The organism is Ruegeria sp. BA12 (assembly GCF_056539625.1).
Window position 1 is genome coordinate 94,652 of the sequence record NZ_JBQFVF010000008.1, and the last position, 17,177, is coordinate 111,828.

The 17,177-nt window shown below is 59.2% G+C and carries 15 protein-coding genes and 1 tRNA gene; 7 read left to right on the forward strand and 9 right to left on the reverse strand.

Annotated elements, in window-relative coordinates:
* Positions 1 to 4 precede the first annotated feature (4 nt).
* From ACR0B0_RS15270 to speB, 3 genes are all read left to right on the forward strand, one after another.
* Positions 5 to 1,228, forward strand: a complete 1,224-nt coding sequence (locus ACR0B0_RS15270; RefSeq protein ID WP_170350869.1) for a saccharopine dehydrogenase family protein — start codon at positions 5 to 7, stop codon at positions 1,226 to 1,228.
* Positions 1,229 to 1,312: 84 nt separating this feature from the next.
* Positions 1,313 to 2,482: a carboxynorspermidine decarboxylase gene (nspC, locus tag ACR0B0_RS15275; protein WP_170350868.1), complete on the forward strand. Its 1,170-nt coding sequence runs from the start codon at positions 1,313 to 1,315 to the stop codon at positions 2,480 to 2,482.
* A complete protein-coding gene (gene speB, locus ACR0B0_RS15280; protein WP_170552792.1) occupies positions 2,479 to 3,321 on the forward strand; it encodes an agmatinase in 843 nt (280 codons plus the stop codon). The genes nspC and speB overlap by 4 nt, the downstream gene beginning before the upstream one ends.
* Here the strand turns inward: speB and ACR0B0_RS15285 are convergent.
* On the reverse strand, positions 3,318 to 3,908 hold the full coding sequence (locus tag ACR0B0_RS15285) for an HD domain-containing protein (protein ID WP_170350866.1): 591 nt from the start codon (positions 3,906 to 3,908) through the stop codon (positions 3,318 to 3,320). The genes speB and ACR0B0_RS15285 overlap by 4 nt on opposite strands.
* A 101-nt stretch (positions 3,909 to 4,009) precedes the next feature.
* Here ACR0B0_RS15285 and ACR0B0_RS15290 point away from each other — a divergent pair, with 101 nt between their 5' ends.
* Positions 4,010 to 4,834 (forward strand): LysR family transcriptional regulator, encoded by an 825-nt coding sequence (locus ACR0B0_RS15290; RefSeq protein ID WP_480648536.1) that lies wholly within the window; start codon positions 4,010 to 4,012, stop codon positions 4,832 to 4,834.
* On the opposite strand, the gene lptF is transcribed toward ACR0B0_RS15290, so the two are convergent.
* A complete protein-coding gene (lptF, locus tag ACR0B0_RS15295) occupies positions 4,831 to 5,970 on the reverse strand; it encodes an LPS export ABC transporter permease LptF (RefSeq protein WP_480648538.1) in 1,140 nt (379 codons plus the stop codon). The two genes, ACR0B0_RS15290 and lptF, sit on opposite strands and share 4 nt — an antisense overlap.
* Positions 5,971 to 6,305: 335 nt before the next feature.
* Between lptF and ACR0B0_RS15300 the strand changes: the two genes are divergently transcribed.
* Positions 6,306 to 6,701, forward strand: coding sequence for a hypothetical protein (locus ACR0B0_RS15300; protein ID WP_480648540.1), 396 nt, complete (start codon positions 6,306 to 6,308; stop codon positions 6,699 to 6,701).
* A gap of 88 nt (positions 6,702 to 6,789) precedes the next feature.
* On the opposite strand, the gene ACR0B0_RS15305 is transcribed toward ACR0B0_RS15300, so the two are convergent.
* Positions 6,790 to 6,865: transfer RNA gene (locus ACR0B0_RS15305), tRNA-Trp, on the reverse strand.
* A 143-nt stretch (positions 6,866 to 7,008) separates the two neighbouring features.
* Between ACR0B0_RS15305 and ACR0B0_RS15310 the strand changes: the two genes are divergently transcribed.
* Positions 7,009 to 7,716 (forward strand): lysophospholipid acyltransferase family protein, encoded by a 708-nt coding sequence (locus ACR0B0_RS15310; protein WP_480648542.1) that lies wholly within the window; start codon positions 7,009 to 7,011, stop codon positions 7,714 to 7,716.
* Here the strand turns inward: ACR0B0_RS15310 and ACR0B0_RS15315 are convergent.
* From ACR0B0_RS15315 to ACR0B0_RS15335, 5 genes are all read right to left on the reverse strand, one after another.
* Complete coding sequence (locus ACR0B0_RS15315; protein ID WP_170350861.1) at positions 7,713 to 7,958, reverse strand: MoaD/ThiS family protein; 246 nt, start codon at positions 7,956 to 7,958, stop codon at positions 7,713 to 7,715. The genes ACR0B0_RS15310 and ACR0B0_RS15315 overlap by 4 nt on opposite strands.
* Positions 7,951 to 10,206, reverse strand: a complete 2,256-nt coding sequence (locus ACR0B0_RS15320; RefSeq protein ID WP_480648544.1) for a xanthine dehydrogenase family protein molybdopterin-binding subunit — start codon at positions 10,204 to 10,206, stop codon at positions 7,951 to 7,953. Before ACR0B0_RS15320 ends, ACR0B0_RS15315 begins: the two co-directional genes overlap by 8 nt.
* Complete coding sequence (locus ACR0B0_RS15325) at positions 10,206 to 10,685, reverse strand: (2Fe-2S)-binding protein (RefSeq protein ID WP_170350859.1); 480 nt, start codon at positions 10,683 to 10,685, stop codon at positions 10,206 to 10,208. Before ACR0B0_RS15325 ends, ACR0B0_RS15320 begins: the two co-directional genes overlap by 1 nt.
* A complete protein-coding gene (locus ACR0B0_RS15330; RefSeq protein ID WP_170413541.1) occupies positions 10,682 to 11,548 on the reverse strand; it encodes an FAD binding domain-containing protein in 867 nt (288 codons plus the stop codon). Before ACR0B0_RS15330 ends, ACR0B0_RS15325 begins: the two co-directional genes overlap by 4 nt.
* A gap of 127 nt (positions 11,549 to 11,675) precedes the next feature.
* Positions 11,676 to 14,888, reverse strand: a complete 3,213-nt coding sequence (locus ACR0B0_RS15335; RefSeq protein WP_480648546.1) for a reductive dehalogenase — start codon at positions 14,886 to 14,888, stop codon at positions 11,676 to 11,678.
* 75 nt (positions 14,889 to 14,963) lie between these two features.
* Here ACR0B0_RS15335 and ACR0B0_RS15340 point away from each other — a divergent pair, with 75 nt between their 5' ends.
* Positions 14,964 to 15,866: a LysR family transcriptional regulator gene (locus ACR0B0_RS15340; RefSeq protein ID WP_170362063.1), complete on the forward strand. Its 903-nt coding sequence runs from the start codon at positions 14,964 to 14,966 to the stop codon at positions 15,864 to 15,866.
* Positions 15,867 to 15,885: 19 nt separating this feature from the next.
* Here the strand turns inward: ACR0B0_RS15340 and ACR0B0_RS15345 are convergent, their stop codons facing one another.
* Positions 15,886 to 17,157 (reverse strand): NAD(P)/FAD-dependent oxidoreductase, encoded by a 1,272-nt coding sequence (locus ACR0B0_RS15345; RefSeq protein WP_480648548.1) that lies wholly within the window; start codon positions 17,155 to 17,157, stop codon positions 15,886 to 15,888.
* Positions 17,158 to 17,177 lie beyond the last annotated feature (20 nt).

The window sequence follows — 17,177 nt, forward strand, 5'->3', positions numbered from 1 at the left end:
CCCCATGGGAACTTTGAGTGGCAAAACACTGGTTGTCGGCGCGGGCGGCGTATCCCACGCCGCCGTGCACAAGATGGCAATGAATTCGGACATCTTCACCGAAATCACTCTGGCCAGCCGGACCAAATCGAAATGCGACGCCATCGCCAAAGCGGTGAAAGACCGCGTGGGTGTTGATATTGCCACGGCCGAGTTGGATGCCTACAAAGTCGAAGACACCGTCAAGCTGATCAAGGAAACCGGGGCCGAACTACTCGTGAACCTCGCCCTGCCCTATCAGGATCTGGTGCTGATGGACGCCTGCCTTGAGGCCGGGATCCACTACCTCGACACAGCGAACTATGAGCCCGAGGATGAGGCCAAGTTCGAATACCACTGGCAATGGGCCTATCAGGAGCGGTTCAAAGAGGCTGGGCTGACCGCCATTCTTGGATCGGGCTTCGATCCGGGCGTGACCAGCGTCTTTGCCAAATGGCTTAAGAAACACAAGCTGGACACCATCCGCCAGATCGACGTTCTGGATGCCAATGGCGGCTCGAACGATCAGGAGTTCGCCACCAACTTCAACCCCGAGATCAACCTGCGTGAAGTGCTGGCCGAAGTGCGCCATTGGGAAAACGGCGAATGGCACCATAGCCCGGCGCTGACCAACAAAGTCGAATACGACTTTCCTGCCATCGGGCGGAAAAACATGTACCAGATGTACCATGAGGAACTGGAATCGCTCTCAACCCATTTCCCCGAGATCGAGCGCGCCCGATTCTGGATGACGTTTGGCGACGCCTATATCAAACACGCGACCGTACTGCAGAACGTCGGCATGACACGCATCGATCCGGTCATGCATGACGGCAAGGAAATCATCCCGATCCAATTCCTGAAAACTCTGCTGCCCGATCCCGGCGATCTGGGTGCCGAAACCAAAGGCAAGGCCTGCATCGGCGACATCGCTACCGGTCAGGCCAAGGACGGCTCGGGTGAGAAGACCTATTACATCTACAACATCTGCGATCACGAGGAATGCTATGCTGAGGTCGGCAGCCAGGCTGTCAGCTACACCACCGGCGTCCCTGCCATGATCGGCGCGGCGCAGGTGATCAAAGGCAACTGGTCCGAGCCCGGCGTGTGGAACATGGAACAGCTTGACCCCGACAACTTCATGGACATGCTGAATGAGCATGGCCTGCCTTGGCAAGTCCACGAACTCGACGGCCCGGTCGAGTTCTAAGTCCACTCATTTCATCTTTTGCCAAATACTCCGGGGGTCCGGGGGCGGAACCCCCGGCCTCTCCACCACAAGGAAACGCCGGACATGTCCGACATGATGACCACACAGGCTGGCGACGCCGGAGCCTTCCGCAATTTCGACCTGAACCGTGTGCCAACCCCCTGCTTTGTGGTCGATGAAAAAGCGGTCGAGCGAAACCTGACCATCCTCTCCGTTATCGGCACCCTGTCCGGCGCGCATGTCCTTTCGGCGCTCAAAGCGTTTTCCATGTTCTCGTTGGCCCCACTGGTGCGCCAGCACCTCGGTGGCACCTGCGCCAGCGGCATTTACGAGGCCCGGTTAGGCCGCGAAGAATATGGCGGCGAAGTCGCCACTTTCTGCGCCGGGTACAAAGATGCCGACATGGACGAAATCCTGTCGCTGTCCGACCACATCATCTTTAACAGCCCGGCACAAAAGGACCGGTTTTTGGCCAAAGCACAGGCCGCAAACGTGCAGGTTGGGTTGCGCATCAACCCCGAGCATTCCGAAGGCGAGATTGCCAAATACGACCCCTGCGCGCCCTGTTCACGTCTGGGTACCCCGATTAGCCAGTTGACCGCCGAGACCATGAACGGCATCGATGGCCTACATATGCACACACTCTGCGAACAGGGGTTCGATCCCTTGCAGCGGACATGGGCCGCCGTAGAACCAAAAATTGCGCCCTATATCAATCAACTCAAATGGCTGAACTTTGGTGGTGGCCACCACATAACGCGCGACGACTATGACCGTGAGGGACTGGTGGGCTTCATCAAGAGCATCCGCGAAACCTATGGCATCGACGTTTACCTTGAACCCGGCGAGGCTGTCGCTCTGGATGCAGGTATTCTGGTCGGCGAAATCCTCGACCTGCCCACCAACGGAATGAACCTTGCCATCACCGATATCTCGGCCACCTGTCACATGCCTGACGTGATCGAAGCCCCTTATCGCCCCGCGCTGATGGACGAGGCCGAGGCAGGTCACACCTACCGTCTGGGCGGCCCGTCCTGTTTGGCCGGTGACGTGATCGGAGACTACACATGGGACAAACCGCTGGAGATCGGCCAGCGTTTTGCCTTCCTTGATCAGGCGCATTACTCAATGGTGAAAACCAACACGTTCAATGGCGTACCCCTGCCCACCATCGCCCTGTGGAACAGCGAAACGGGCGAGTTGAAGATCATCAAACAGTTCGGCTATGACGACTTTAAGGACCGACTCTCATGAGCATTTTCCTCGACAGTGAACTGACCGCAACTGAGCGCACCGAAGATGCCCGGTTCCGCGTGATCCCGGTACCGCTGGAGCGCACGGTATCTTACGGTTCGGGAACGGCCAAAGGCCCCGAGGCCATCATTGAGGCCAGCAATGAGCTGGAACGTACCACCGGCCACGCCGAGCCCTGCGTCGAGGGGATTTTCACCGAAGAGCCCGTAGATTGCGATGCGTCCCTGTCCGAGATCATGGAGCGCCTTGCCCAGCGCACCGAGGCCGCCATCCGCGCGGGCAAGGTGCCGGTCACTTTGGGGGGCGAACATTCGCTGAGTTACGGCGCTGTGATGGGTGTGGCTCGCGCCTTGGGTCAACCCATAGGCATTGTCCAGATCGATGCCCATGCCGACCTGCGCAATGCCTATCAGGGGGAAAAACACTCCCACGCATCGGTCATGCATCTGCTCGCTGAAGAAGGTATCCGATTGGCCCAGTTTGGCGTGCGCGCCCTTTCGACCGAAGAAGTGCAAAGCCGCCTGAAAAATCACGTTTTCCACGTGGATGCTGAGGAATTGGTCACCGGTAATATCCACGCCGTCGACCTGCCCGAGGGTTTTCCTGAGCTGGTCTACGTCAGTTTTGACGTGGACGGGCTGGATCCCGCCATCATGCCCGCCACCGGGACACCGGTGCCCGGCGGGCTGGGCTACTATCAAGCGCTGCGGTTGGTCGAACATACCCTGAAAGGCCGCAAATGCGTGGGCTTCGACGTGGTCGAACTGGCCCCCAATGGCAATGCCGCCTGGGACTTTACCGCAGCGCAGATCGTCTATCGCCTGATGGCTGCCTGTTAACCCTCGGCGGTCTCGTTCAACTCCATGTGCCCCTCACCCTTGTTCAGGACACGACGCAACATGGGTTCGAAGAACTCCAGCGGTTTGGTCGGGTAATCCGGGTCGAACGCCTTTTGGTCGTATTCATGGCAGAAATAGCGGCAGTCCTCCCAATAAGGGCTGTCGCGATACTTGTCGCGGGCGTTGCGGTCGCCTCCTAGATGATGGTTGTAATAATACCCCTGAAACACACAGTGATGTTTGAGAATCCAATAAGTTTTCTCACTGACATAGGGCTTCATCATCGCCGCTGACAGCTCACCATGGTTATAGGGTGACAGAATATCGCCGGTGTCGTGGATCAGTGCTGCGACCACGATTTCCTCGTCCGCGCCGTCTTCAAAAGCGCGCGTCGCGGCCTGCAGGCTGTGCTGATAGCGGTTCACGGGATAGGGCGTCCAGTCTTCGTCCAGCGACCGGATCGCGTCCAGAATCCGGTCAGGCAAAGCGGCATTGTATGCCTCTTCATACTCCATGACGGCGTCCCAGTCGGCCTTGGTGGCCTCTTCGAAACTGGTCCAGGTGGGTTTGTGGCTTTTGTCCAGCATGGCGCGGTCCTTTGGCTGATCTGTTGGAATCAGAGTAACGCATCCCTCCTGCTCAAAAAAATGAATTGATTTTATCAATCTGATGAAAAAATAGTATCGCCATGCAATTCAAAGCAATCGAGACCTTTCTATGCGTGGCCGAGACCGGGGGCTTCCATGCCGCCGCGCGCAAACTGAACGTGACACAAACCGCCGTCAGCGCCCGTATCCGGCTGATCGAAGACGAAACCGGCAAGGCGTTGTTCACCCGCGGTGCAGGCGGCACCAGCCTGACTGAATTCGGGCAACAGTTCCGACCATATGCCGAACAGATGCTGTCGCTTTGGTCATTTGCATCGCGCGAGCTGCCAGCCCAAACGCAGAACCGGATCGCGCTGCGTCTTGGTGCGCAACTGAGCATCTGGGACCCGCTGCTAGTCGATCTGGCCGTTCAGTTCGAACAGCGCCTCGGGCAACTTTTGCTGACGTTGAACTATGACCACGATCTGAACATGGTCGACGCGGTCGCCACCCATGTTCTGGACGCCGCATTGACCCACGAAACACCCAACGATCCGCGCGTGCAATCGCACGAGTTAAACCCCGAACGCCTGTTGCTTGTCAAAACTCCGGAAACGGACGATCCAGTTTTCGTCAATCTGGAACTGGGAGAGGTCTATCAGGACCACGTCCGTTCGGCTGCGCGGCAGGCCACGGGGCAAACGGTGTTTCTGGGCAATTGCCTGATGGCCCTGCGTTATGTCCTGCGGCGGGGCGGAACCGGGTATTTCCCGGAATACGTCATCCGAGATCATCTGTCCGCGGGTCAACTGACACCCGTGGCCGGGGCCATTGACCTGCTGCTGCCGCTGCATCTGGTAACCCGCAGTGACAGCACAACCAGCGACGATGTTCTGACCTGCCTGACCGAGCTGCGCGCAGCCTAGGCTTGAGAGATCGCGCTCGAGGCATCTCTGTGGCGCCTGCGCAGCAACGGCCGCCCGGCAACCAGCAAGAACAGACAGGCGACCGCGATGCCGATGACCGCCGGCAGATACAACAGTATCCACAATTTCGGTTCTTCGATTACAACGGGTGAAACAAAGCCCCGCACGCCTTCCAGCACGACCAGAATCGAAAACGCCCCCAGAATCTGCGGCCACAGACCAAATCGCGAAAAGCTACCCAACATCAACGTGGCATACCCGGCCATTGCCACGGCGATACAAATGGCAACCCACGAAAACCGCTGATGCAATTCGTCAACCAATTCCCCGACGGGAAAGCCTTCGGCCGTACTGATGGCGGCGCGGTCTCGCAAAAGTTCAACGGTGGGGATGGCTTCGAGACTGCGCTCTGCCATGACATTCGAATTCGTCAGTGCGGAAATGTCATATGAGGCGTCCTCGAACAGCGTCGAGGACAAGGTTCTGCCCTCCTGATCCAAACGCAACGCGATCCCGTCCAACATCACCAAGTGGATCCCAGATTCATTGTTGACCAAATAGGCCGTTTTTGAGGAATAGCTGACCGGGTTCAGCGCATCTCGCCGATCTGATACGAAGACCTCAGACAGCGTGCCGTCCAGGTCAATCTTGCCGATATAGACAGTAACGCCAAAGGCGGGATGCAGGAATTCGCCCTCGTTCAGCAATTGCGCGGTGACGTCCCCTGCAACCTCGGCCTGGCGCTGCTCAAGCTGTTCGACCGATGCGGGGCGCAAAAAGACGCTGATGACTGCCATCATCAGCCCGGTCACCAACCCAAACAGGAATACCGCACGGGCCAGCCGCCATGGGCTGGAACCGGTGGCCAGCATCACCGTCATCTCGCTTTCGCGGCTCAGCCGGTTGGTGGCATAAACAGCGGCGGCAAACACCGCCATCGGCATCACCGTGCGGATCAGCGTTGGCAATGTCAGCGCCGAGAATTCCAGAAACACCATGGCCGATTGGCCACCGCTGATGACTCGGTCAAACAGGCTAACCGATCGGGTGATCCAGAACACACCGACCAGAACCAAGGTGAAAAAGCCGAACAGAATCAGCAATTGCCGCAGGAAATATCCATCAAAGCGCGACATGGGTCCTCTTACGTGTGTTCGTGGTGGTCGGACATTATGTCATTCCGTCGCTGTAGGAAACCGGGATTGGCCAATTGTCACCACCACGAAAAGCGCGGCAATGGCCTGGCTTGCTGAACCCAAGACTGTGGCGTGGCCGATTCACGCGAACTATACCTCTGGAAACTCTTACATTCGGATCAAGGTGTGTCCTCCTTACCCGCCCATCCCGCTGTATCTCGGCGCTGTGTATCTACCTCTTCGAATTCCTGCTAAACATAAACAAAACAAAAAAACATCATTGAGCAGACGAGCAGATGAGAGGTCTAACGGCAGCGTTGGCAGTGCTCTTGACTATGAGCACGCCATTGGCATCGAAAGAAATACAGGTTGGCAATGATCCAGGCGGGCGGATTCTGGACCGCAAGGTTCAGATCGAAATCGCCAATAGGACCAACGCGCGCATACACATTGTCGGGGATTACTGTAACTCCAGCTGCACCATGCTGTTGGGGGCAGACGATGTGTGTGTATCCTCCGAAACGCTTTTCGGGTTTCACGGCCCGTACCGAGTAAACCGGACAAAGATGACCGAAATGGAATTCGACCAGAAAAGCACTTCGCTTGCCACGTACTACCCGCGCCCGATAAGAAACTGGTTCATGTCCAAGGCAAGGTTTGTGGGCCCGGATGAGTTTCTGTATGTGTCCGGTGAATATCTGATAAGCATCGGCGTGCAAGAGTGCGCGTAAGACTTCTGCAGGCTGTCACATCTCACAACAACCCATATACAAGTCGCACGACTGTTGCGCATCCATTGAAACAGCGATTTGAGTGGAATGGCAGGGGCAGCAGGGTTCGAACCCGCGACCTACGGTTTTGGAGACCGTCGCTCTACCAACTGAGCTATACCCCTAAGGTGGGCCTCAGATATGCCAGCCGCGCGACGGACTCAAGAGGCTTTTTCAGATTCCGCGCGACAATTGCATTCGACAAACAAGTTGCGTGCGGCGTTGAGTTCTATAAGACACGGTTTGGTCAGTACGAGGGACCCCATCCGTGAGTATCCGCAAAAAGATCGCCGACAGCGAAGCCGTTCTGAACTGGGCTGCGCGCCGCATCGCAAGCTATATCCGGATGGTCAATCGCAACACCAAATGGCAACGCATCGGGTACGACGAACTGGACCATCTGGTCGAACAGGGTGAGCCGGTGATCGTGGTGCTGTGGCACCAAAGGCTGGCGCAATCCCCTTATTTCTTTCCTTTGGAAAAAGGGCCGATCTGTTCGATCACCTCATCCGCAAGAGCGGGTAGTATGGTGGGCCGAGTGCAGAAACTGTTCGGCATGGATACCATCGCCATGACCAGCAAAAACGCAAATAACATTGCGATATCGCGCCAAGTGATCGGCAAGATTAAGCAGGGCATTTCCATAGGCATCGCCGCGGACGGTCCGCGCGGTCCCGAACGGGTACTGTCCACTGTGCCTCTGGTCTGGGCGCGCACCTCGGGCAAGCGGGTGTTCGGCATCACCTTTTCGGCAGAACATGGCCGCGAGGCGGGGACATGGGATCGCCTTTTGATGCCGCGCCCCTGGCGGAATAAGGGTGTCTTTCTGTGCCGGGAATGGACTGAAACCGTGCCGCGGAAAGCGTCCGAAGAACAGGTCGAAACCCTGCGCCAAAGCCTTGAGCAGCACATGAACGACATCACCGCCGAAGCCGACCGCATGGTCGGGCGCGAACCGTGGTCGCCTAAGGGTTAGCCGCCCCTCAGCCGTTGCATCAGATAGATTTCGCTGCCTTCGGGGATCGGTTCGGTTAACCCGCTGGCGATAACCCGCCCGTCGATGGCGATGGACACCCCCGCATCAATCGGGGCCTGCAATTGCGGATGGATCTTCACCAATTCTCGCAGCAACTCGCCTGTGGTCTTGGCCTCAACCTCCACCACCTGCTGGCCCCCGGTCAGTGACCGGAGGCTGGACCAGAGGTGAACCTCAACCATTGTCCTTTAGCGCCGCCAGAATGCGGGGCGGTGACATCGGCAGTTGCTTCATCCGAACGCCCGCCGCATGCGACACCGCATTTGCGATGGCGGCCAAAGGTGGCACGATGCCCGTCTCACCCACACCACGCACGCCAAACGGATGGCCAGGGTTGGGCACTTCGACAATCACCGTGTCGATCATCGGCAAGTCACTGGCGACAGGAATACGGTAATCCAGGAAGATCGAGTTCTGCAGGCGGCCATCCTCGCCATAGATATATTCCTCGTTCAGTGCCCAGCCGATGCCTTGCGCGGCACCGCCCTGATACTGGCCTTCCACATAGGTAGGATGGATCGCCTTACCCGCGTCCTGAATGACCGTATAGCGGGTAATCGCAGTCTTGCCTGTTTCCGGATCGACCTCAGCATCAACGATATGGGTGCCAAAGGATACGCCTGCGCCTTCTGGCGTGGCCTCGAAATGGCCCGAGATAGGCCCGCCGGTTTGACCCATGTGGGCGGTGATATCGGCCAGTGGGCGCGGGTCGAAATCACCCGCGTTTGGACCCGAAGGTACAGCGCAGCCGTTTTCCCATTTCACCGCATCCGCCGGAATTCCCCAGCTGGCGGCAGCTCGTTCGCACAGCTTTTCAACCGCGTGTTTTGCTGCCTTGATGGTTGCCAAGCCGCTTGCATAGGTCACGCGCGAACCATGCGAAACGTCGTTATACCCCAGCGTCGCAGTATCGGCGACGGTCACACGGATGTTCTCATACGGAATGCCCAGAACCTCGGCCGCCATCAGCGCCATTGACGCGCGTGAGCCGCCGATATCGGGCGTGCCCACCATCAACTGTGCCGAGCCATCCTCGGACAGCGCCAGCGAAACCGACGTTTCACCCCCGTGGTTGAACCAGAACCCGCAGGAAATCCCACGACCCTGCCCCGGCTTCAGCGGGGCTGAGTAATGCGGGTGGGCCTTCGCGGCCTCAAGCGTTTCCACCAAACCGATCCGCTCATACGTCGGGCCATAGCTGGCTTTGGTGCCTTCATGGGCGGCGTTTTTTAGACGAACTTCGATCGGATCGAGGCCCAGCTTCTTACACAGCTCGTCAATCACCGATTCAACCGCAAAAGCCCCCATCGGCGCACCCGGCGCGCGGTAAGCGGCCTGTTTCGGGCGGTTGGCCATCACGTCATACCCAATCTGGCAGACATTGGTCAGGTTATAGGGTGCAAAGGCACACATGGCGGTCATGTCACCCGGGGCGCCCGGAAACGCCCCGCCCTGCAGGCGGAACACGCCTTGGGCTGCCGAGATGGTGCCATCCTTCTTCATCCCGATCTTGATATCCATCGACGCCGAGGATGTCGGGCCAGTGGCCCGGAACACCTCGGACCGGGTCATCACCAGCTTAACCGGGCGGTTCGCCTTGCGGCTCAGTGCCAGCGCGACAGGTTCGATGAAGACTGTGGTTTTACCGCCAAAACCACCACCAATCTCGGACGCAGTCACGCGCAGTTGCGAGGTTTCGATACCCAATAGCGCCGCGCAGGTCTTTTGCGCGATCCAGTGGCCTTGAGTGGTACACCACAGCTCACCCTTGCCGTCGTTGCCCAACATGCCCAAACAGGCATGCGGCTCGATGTACCCCTGATGGGTCGCCTCGGTGACAAAGCTGTCTTCGATGATCAAGTCAGCTTCGGCAAAGCCAGCTTCTACATCGCCGTGCCCGCTTTCGTGGTACCGCACGACGTTTGGGTGCATCCCCTCGGGTACGGAATAATCCGCAGCACCCTCGCGTAAGACCGGCGCATCCGGCTCCATCGCTTTGTCTACGTCGGTGACGTGCGGCAGCACCTCGTATTCAACCTCGATCAGCTTGAGCGCATCGCGCGCCGCCAAAGCCGAGGTCGCCGCCACAGCCGCAACTGCGTGCCCGTCATAGAGCGCCTTTTCACCCGCCATGACGTTTTCCAGAACATTCCAGAATTCACCCTCAAGGCCGGGTTTGAACGGCACTTCGGCAAAATCCGCGCGGGTGACGACGGCTTTGACATCCTTGTGCGCTTCGGCCTGCGAGGTGTCGATCTTCACAATCCGTGCGTGGGCGTGGGGCGAACGCAGGATCGCGCCGTGCAGCATGCCTGGCGCAGAAACATCCGCCCCGAACTTGGCGCGACCAGTGACCTTGTCCAGACCATCGGGCCGATCCGGGCGCGTGCCGACGAAGGTGAATTGCGTTTTACGATCGTCGAGTGCCATTATGAAGCCTCCCGCAGTTCTTCGGCCGTTTCCATCACGGCGCGAATGATCTTGTCATACCCAGTGCAGCGGCACAGGTTGCCTGCCAGCCAGTACCGGGCCTCTTCCTCGGTCGGGTTGGGGTTCTTCTCCAGCAGCGATTTGGCCGCGACCAAAATGCCCGGCGTGCAGATACCGCATTGCAGGGCGGCATGCTCGATGAACTTTTTCTGCAGCGGATGCAGAACGTCACCCTCCGCGATGCCTTCGACGGTTTCGATCTGCTTGCCATCGGCCTCGACCCCTAACATCAGGCAGGAACAGACCAAACGGCCATCAACCGTGACCGAGCATGCGCCGCAATCGCCGGTGCCGCAGCCCTCTTTCGCACCAGTCAGGTTCAGCTTGTCGCGCAGACAATCCAGCAGGGTTTCGCGCGGATCGCAAAGGTAATCGACCGCGTCACCATTCACGGTGGTGGATACGTGGAACTTGCTCATGCTTCCTCTCCCTTGGCGCGGGCATAGGCGATTTTCGCGGCGCGCTTGGCCAGAACGCCGGCGACCTCGGTACGGAATTCGATAGTGCCGCGTTTGTCGTCAATCGGGTTGCAGGCGGCGGATGCCGCAGCGGCCAGTGCATCCAATGAAGCGTCGTCCAGCGCGCTGCCGATGATGGCCTTGGCACAGTCCTCAACCAGCAGCACGGTCGGCGCGACAGCGCCCAATGATACGCGCGCCTCGGTGACGGTGTCCCCGTCCAGACGCAGGCTGACGCCAACGCCAACCACGGCAATGTCCATCTCAGTGCGCGGGATAAAGCGCAGGTATGCGTCGCCGCCATTGTCGCCCCGTGCGGGGATGTGGACGGCCGAGATCAACTCGCCCTTGGCCAGCGACGTTCTACCGGGTCCGGTTGGGATGTCTTCGACCGCTACCTCACGGTCGCCATCCGGGCCGGTCACCGTGACCGTGACACCCGCCGCAACCATGGCAGGCACCGAATCCGCCGCCGGAGAGCCGTTGCACAGGTTGCCGGTCAGCGTCGCGCGCCCCTGAACCTGGGTCGAGCCGATCAGATCCATCGCCTCGACCACGCCGGGCCAGTCGCGACCCAGTTCCAGATGTTCGCTCATCTCGGCACCAGTGGCAGCGACGCCCAGCGTCCAACTGCCGTCGGCGTTGCTGTTGATATCGCGCACGCCGTCGATCTTCTTTATGTCGATCAGCGTATCGGGCGTCACAAGTTCTGATCGCAGTTGCACCAGAACATCGGTGCCGCCTGCCAGAAACCGTGTGATGCCCGTCGCGTTTGCGGCCAGTGCCGAAGCTTCGGCAAAGCTGGCGGGGCTGTGATAATCCATGAAATACCTCGCACCTGTTGATCAGGATTCACTGGGTTCAGAGGGGACGTTAGTGCAGCAGCATGGCCGCGTCCATGGCAGGAGCGACCAAATTTCATGTTACCCGATGTCGTTTCCAGACCTGAGGTCAGAGGTCGATCTCGATCACGCCGTCTGGCTGCGCCGCGCGACTTTGGCACAGGATCATCGCATCCGCGCGTTGCTGGTTCGACAGAACGAAATCGCGATGTTCAATGTCTCCCGAAATCACACCGCATTTGCAAACCCCACATATGCCGTCTGAGCATTTGACGTCCACGTGAATCCCCGCCTCGGTCAACACCTGTGCGGCGTCCTTTTCCACAGGTACGAACAATTCCCGACCCGATTTTGCCAGCCGTAAGGTGAACGGATGGTTTTCATATTCAGGCTGTTCAGGGACCGAGAAATACTCCAGATGCCGCGCGTCCTCGGGGAAGCCCTGCGCCTCGGCCGCTTGTATCACACTGTCCATGTAGCGGTCCGGCCCACAGGTATAAACGTGCCAACCCGGTTGGTAGCCTGACAGAACCGCATCCAGATCGGCGCGGGTGCCTTCGTCCGAGAAATGAAAATGTACATGTTCCGCCCAGGGCATCGCCGCCAAATCGTCCAGAAACCCCGCACTGGCGCGGGTTCTGGCTGAATAATGCAGCGCGAACGGCTTGCCCAGCGCGTGCAGGCGGTGGGCAAAGGCGATCATGGGGGTAATGCCAATCCCGCCGCCCATCAAAAAGGTCTTGGTGGCCGTCTCATCCAATTCGAAATGGTTGATCGGTTTTGAGATGAACACCTTGCGCCCTTCGTTAAAGATGCGGTGCAAAAGGGCTGAGCCGCCGCGCCCGTCATCCTCGCGCAGCACTCCGATTTGATAGGAGGACCGGTCAGACGGATCGCCAGACATAGAATACTGCCGCAGGAATTCCGGCGCGACCAGCACGTCCAAATGCGCCCCTGCGGTCCAGTCGGGCAAGGGCGCGCCGTCGATGGCCGCAAATTCGTACTTGGTCACATCCGCCGTCATCTTGTCGACTTTGGTCAGCTCAACCCGCATCACTGGCGCGTCGCCCGCAATAGTGTAGCGGTGGATTACCGACACATCACCGGCCGCTTTGCGGGCCTTGTATTCCTCAGCCGTGACCATCGCCTGATAGGCAGCAATCCCAGCCTCGCGGTCCATCGCAAAGGGATAGGGCCACGGGTGCGGCGCCAGATAGGCGGGGTAGACGGCCAAAGTCTGATCTTCGTATTTCAGGTCAAGGTCTGTTTGCAGACCACGCCGGTTCAGCGGGTGAGCGGTGGGGCGATAGGCACCATCAGTCTGCAGTTCGATATCCCACCACCACTTCTTGACGTCGTTCAAACCGCCATTTCCGACCGCATCATCCAGCTTTGCCAAAACAGCTGCGGCCTGAGGCAGGTTAATCGCGGCCCAGCGAATGGGCCGCTCTTGAAATATACCTTCAAGGTTCCACGGGCAGGTTTTCATGCACCGCCCGCACATGGCCCCACCTGACGTGCCGATCCGGTACGTGGCACATTTCTGGCTGTCAGATTTCCAGATTTCATAGCCATTGAACATCAGTTTCGGCCCGGCCGTGATCGCCCCCGAAGGACATTCACGCGCACATTTGTTGCATGCCTCACAAAAGCTCTGCAGACCGAAATCGATGGGCTTGTCGTGACTAACCGGCATATCCGTTGTCACCACACCGGACTTCAGGCGCGGCCCCAGATAGGGGTTCAGGATCACCTCTCCGATCCGACTGACCTCACCCAGACCAGACAGAAGCAACAGCGGCGGTTGCAGCACTTCGCCGTCCATGACGGTATGCGCCTTGGCCTTGTATCCGAGGTTACGGATTTGCTGCGCAATCACGCCGCCAAGAAGGGAAAACCGCAAGTAAGCCCGCATGGACTGGCTGACCGCGATCCAGTCGTCACCACTGGACCCTTCCATGGTTTCACGCCCCTGGTCGATGATCATACTGATCGCCTGATCATGCGGGGGGGTGATTTCCTCTCCAGCAGCGTCGTGGGAATACCAGCTCCATTCAGGGCACCGGCTGAGGCCAACGGCATCGGCACTTAGAAAATAGCTTGCGGCCTTAATATTCGCGGCATTGCGCGCGGCATCGGTAGGCTGCGACACCTCAGCACTTTCACCATCCTGCAAAAGCACGAAGGCCCCAAGCGCCCGGCGCTGCGCAAAACTGGGGGCAGATTTGCGGACATAATGCCCACCCTTTGCCGCGTCCTGCAGCGGTTTGCCCATATCGCCAAACAACGCACGGGCGAACATGTCAGCACGCTTGGGGACGCGGGCGACATTTTCTTCGTCGATATAAGTGGTAGGGCTCTCAACGCGTTTAAGCTTTTCGAACGGATGTGCGCCGTCCACATAGCGCCGTTTGGCGTAAACGTCGCGGTTCAAGGCGTTCTTGGCAAACCCGGTGCCCAACCACCAGGCCGGACCCTGTGTGTGAAACCACGGCTGTTGCGCCATGGGCAACAGAGGCTGGTCATGCGTGATCTCTAACTCGGTCGTTACGGCGGCCAGACCGAACCGTTTGCCCAACCACGGGGCCACTATGTCGCCACCCTCAACCGTGGCTAGACCCGCCGCCACTGCCAGCCGGCCCAGATCAACCTCGGACGACATCGCGGTATGCGCCCGCGCATCATAACCCAGCAGGCGGATGTAATTGGCGATCACCACCGCGTTCTCGGTCGCCAGCAGACAGGCACGATGATCCTGCGCGTCGATGATCCACTCGGCCCCTGGCTCGGCCGGGTCTGGATCACGATTGTGTTCGTACAGAAAAACGATGGTGTGGCGATGCGTGTCCATCGGTTTGGGCGCGGCCTCCATGCTTTCCTTCAGGTCCGCCATGATCAGGTCGATCCCCGAAGCCAACGTTTTGGTCTGTCGCGTCTTCAGCGCATGGGCCAACCGGTCGATATCGGGGTTGCGACGTGGCTCAGGCAACAACGCCTCAGACGGCAACGGGCCGCAGCCCATCATCGAGGCATCATTGAAATAACCAAATGCCTTAAGGTGGTTGGCGCGCTCGGACGGGTCCTCCGGAATCTCTGATCTCACCGGGTTCACGAACCCGTCGCGGATGGCGTCCATCATCGCCTGAAACTCACCCATCGCGTTGACGATGCTTTCGGGTTGGTCCGGTTGGCGAAATCTCAGCTTTGGCATCGGGGGCACTACAGACAGATCCGGCATCTCGATCTGCCGCTCCAACCGCTCCAGCGGATACCGGCCCATATGGACAGGTCTGTTCTTATCCGAGAAAAAGCGGATTCCCATTGCGCGCCTCCTGTTGCTGACTGTCACCTAATGCGCCGTAGACAGCAAATCCATTCATGAATAGTCATAGATGATATGAGCAAAACTGATTTCACCGATCTAGACGGCAAAGTCTTGCGCACCTTTCTGACGATCCTCGAGGAAAGCTCGGTTTCAAAGGCTGCCGACCGGCTGGGTGTGACGCAATCAGCAATCAGCCACACGCTGGCCAAACTGCGGCAGGTTCTGGGGGATCCGTTGTTCGTGCGCTCGGGTCAGGGCCTGACCCCGACCGAGCGCGCCTTATCGCTGAAAGAGCCGGTACAACAGGTGCTGGACGGCATGCGGGCGCTGACTGACGAGCGTCCGTTTGATCCGCTGGCCGATGAGATCAGCATCCAGATCGCCACCAACGACATGCCGCGCGACCTGATCTTTCCGCCATTGCTGCACGCACTTCGGGCCGAAGGCGTGCGCCTGCGGCTGGGTTTCATCCCGTCCGGCGTCCCCGACCCCGACCTGCTGCGCAGCGACCGGTGTCAGTTGATGCTGACCCCGCTGCCGCCCGATGGGCCGGATATTTTTCAAAAACGCGTACTGATCAGCCCGCTAATGATTTTCTACGATGCCGATCAGCGCAATCCGCCAGACAGTTGGCAGGCCTATTGCCAGTCTGAGCATATCGAGGTGCGATTTACCGACGGACGCAGTTCCCGCGCGGTGATGCGTGGTGTGGACCAAAGCCAGATCCGGCCACCCACCGTCACCCTGCCGCATTTCCACGCGATTCCGTCCTTTGTGAAGGGCAGCGACCTGATATCGACGGACACTGTGCTGATGAAACACGGGCCTTTGGCGGCACTGGACTGCGCGCCATTGCCGTTCGAGTGCGAGCCGGTCTCGATCTACATGGTCTGGCATCAACGCTCGGCCAATGACCCGGCCCATCGCTGGTTGCGCGCACGGATCGAGACCATCGCCACGACGCTGCAGAATTGATCACCGGGGCGGTCGCGGATCAGAACCGTGCTTTGATCAGATGCATCAACGTCGCGCCGGTCTCAAAATAAGCACGTCGCAGGGCGGTCCAGCTTTCGCGGTATTCAGGAACCGCAGGCACAGGCAGCAGGCTCGGGTCGTCCTGCAGCAGGCTTTCTGCCATCAAGCGGCCAAAAACCGTACCCGGACCGATGCCCCGTCCAGAATATCCGTGTGCTGAAAGGGCCCTGGGGCCGATCTGCGTGATCTTGGGGATGTGGTCCGAGGTCATGGCGATGCGCCCATGCCACCCCTCGGTCAACGGCTGATCTGTAAGTTGAGGAAACAACTCGGCCAGTTTGCGCCTGCACCATGCCGCGTGAACCGCCCGGCCCGCCTGGCCCAGATCACCCATGCCCCCGATGATCAGCCGCCCTTCGGCATCCATACGGAAAGAGGTCATGACCAACCCGGTGTCCCAGCACCCCTCCGCCCCCGGCAGAATACTGGCCCGCAGATTGTCCGACAGCGGAGCCGTAAAGAACTGGAAGTAATAGACCGGAACATAGTCTGGGGCTGTAGCTTGAAGACCCTGATGATAGGCATTGGTGGCCTGAATTACCGATTTCGCCCGCACCGAGCCATGCGGGGTTTTCAGCACCCATTGACCGTAGTCGTACTGCATCGACTGCACCGGGCATTGGGTGACAATCCGCGCCCCGGCCTCGGCAGCGGCACGGGCCAGACCACGCACATAGCCCAATGGGTGAATCGTCCCCGCACGCGGATCAAACAGCGCGCCATGGAATGCCGCGCTGCCAGTCCGTTGGGTAGCCTGATCGGCGGGCAGCAATTTAACCGGGGCTCCCGTGGCGCTCAACTGGGCGTGACGCCTCTGCAAATCCTGCAGGCCCGAGGCGGAATGCGCGCAGTGTAACGTCCCATTGCGAACAGGATCACAGTCGATGCCATGCCGTTCGATCAGGTCAAACACATCCGCAGGTGCCGCCGCCAAAAGATCGATCAACCGATCCCCGGCCCGCTTGCCCAGATGCGCGCGGATATCCTCGGGCGGCAACCACAGCCCCGCATTCGCCAGACCGACGTTTCGGCCTGAACCGCCGTGGCCAATGCCTTGCGCCTCCAACAGGCAGACCGACGCCCCGGCCTGCGCTGCCGTCAATGCTGCGGAACAGCCAGTATAGCCGCCGCCGATTAAGGCCAGATCAACCGTTAGATCACCGCTTAGGGGGCGGTCTTCCACATGCTCGCGGCAGGTTTTCAACCACAGGGATTGGTCGTGGTCACTCACGCTGGGCTCCAGAATTTTGC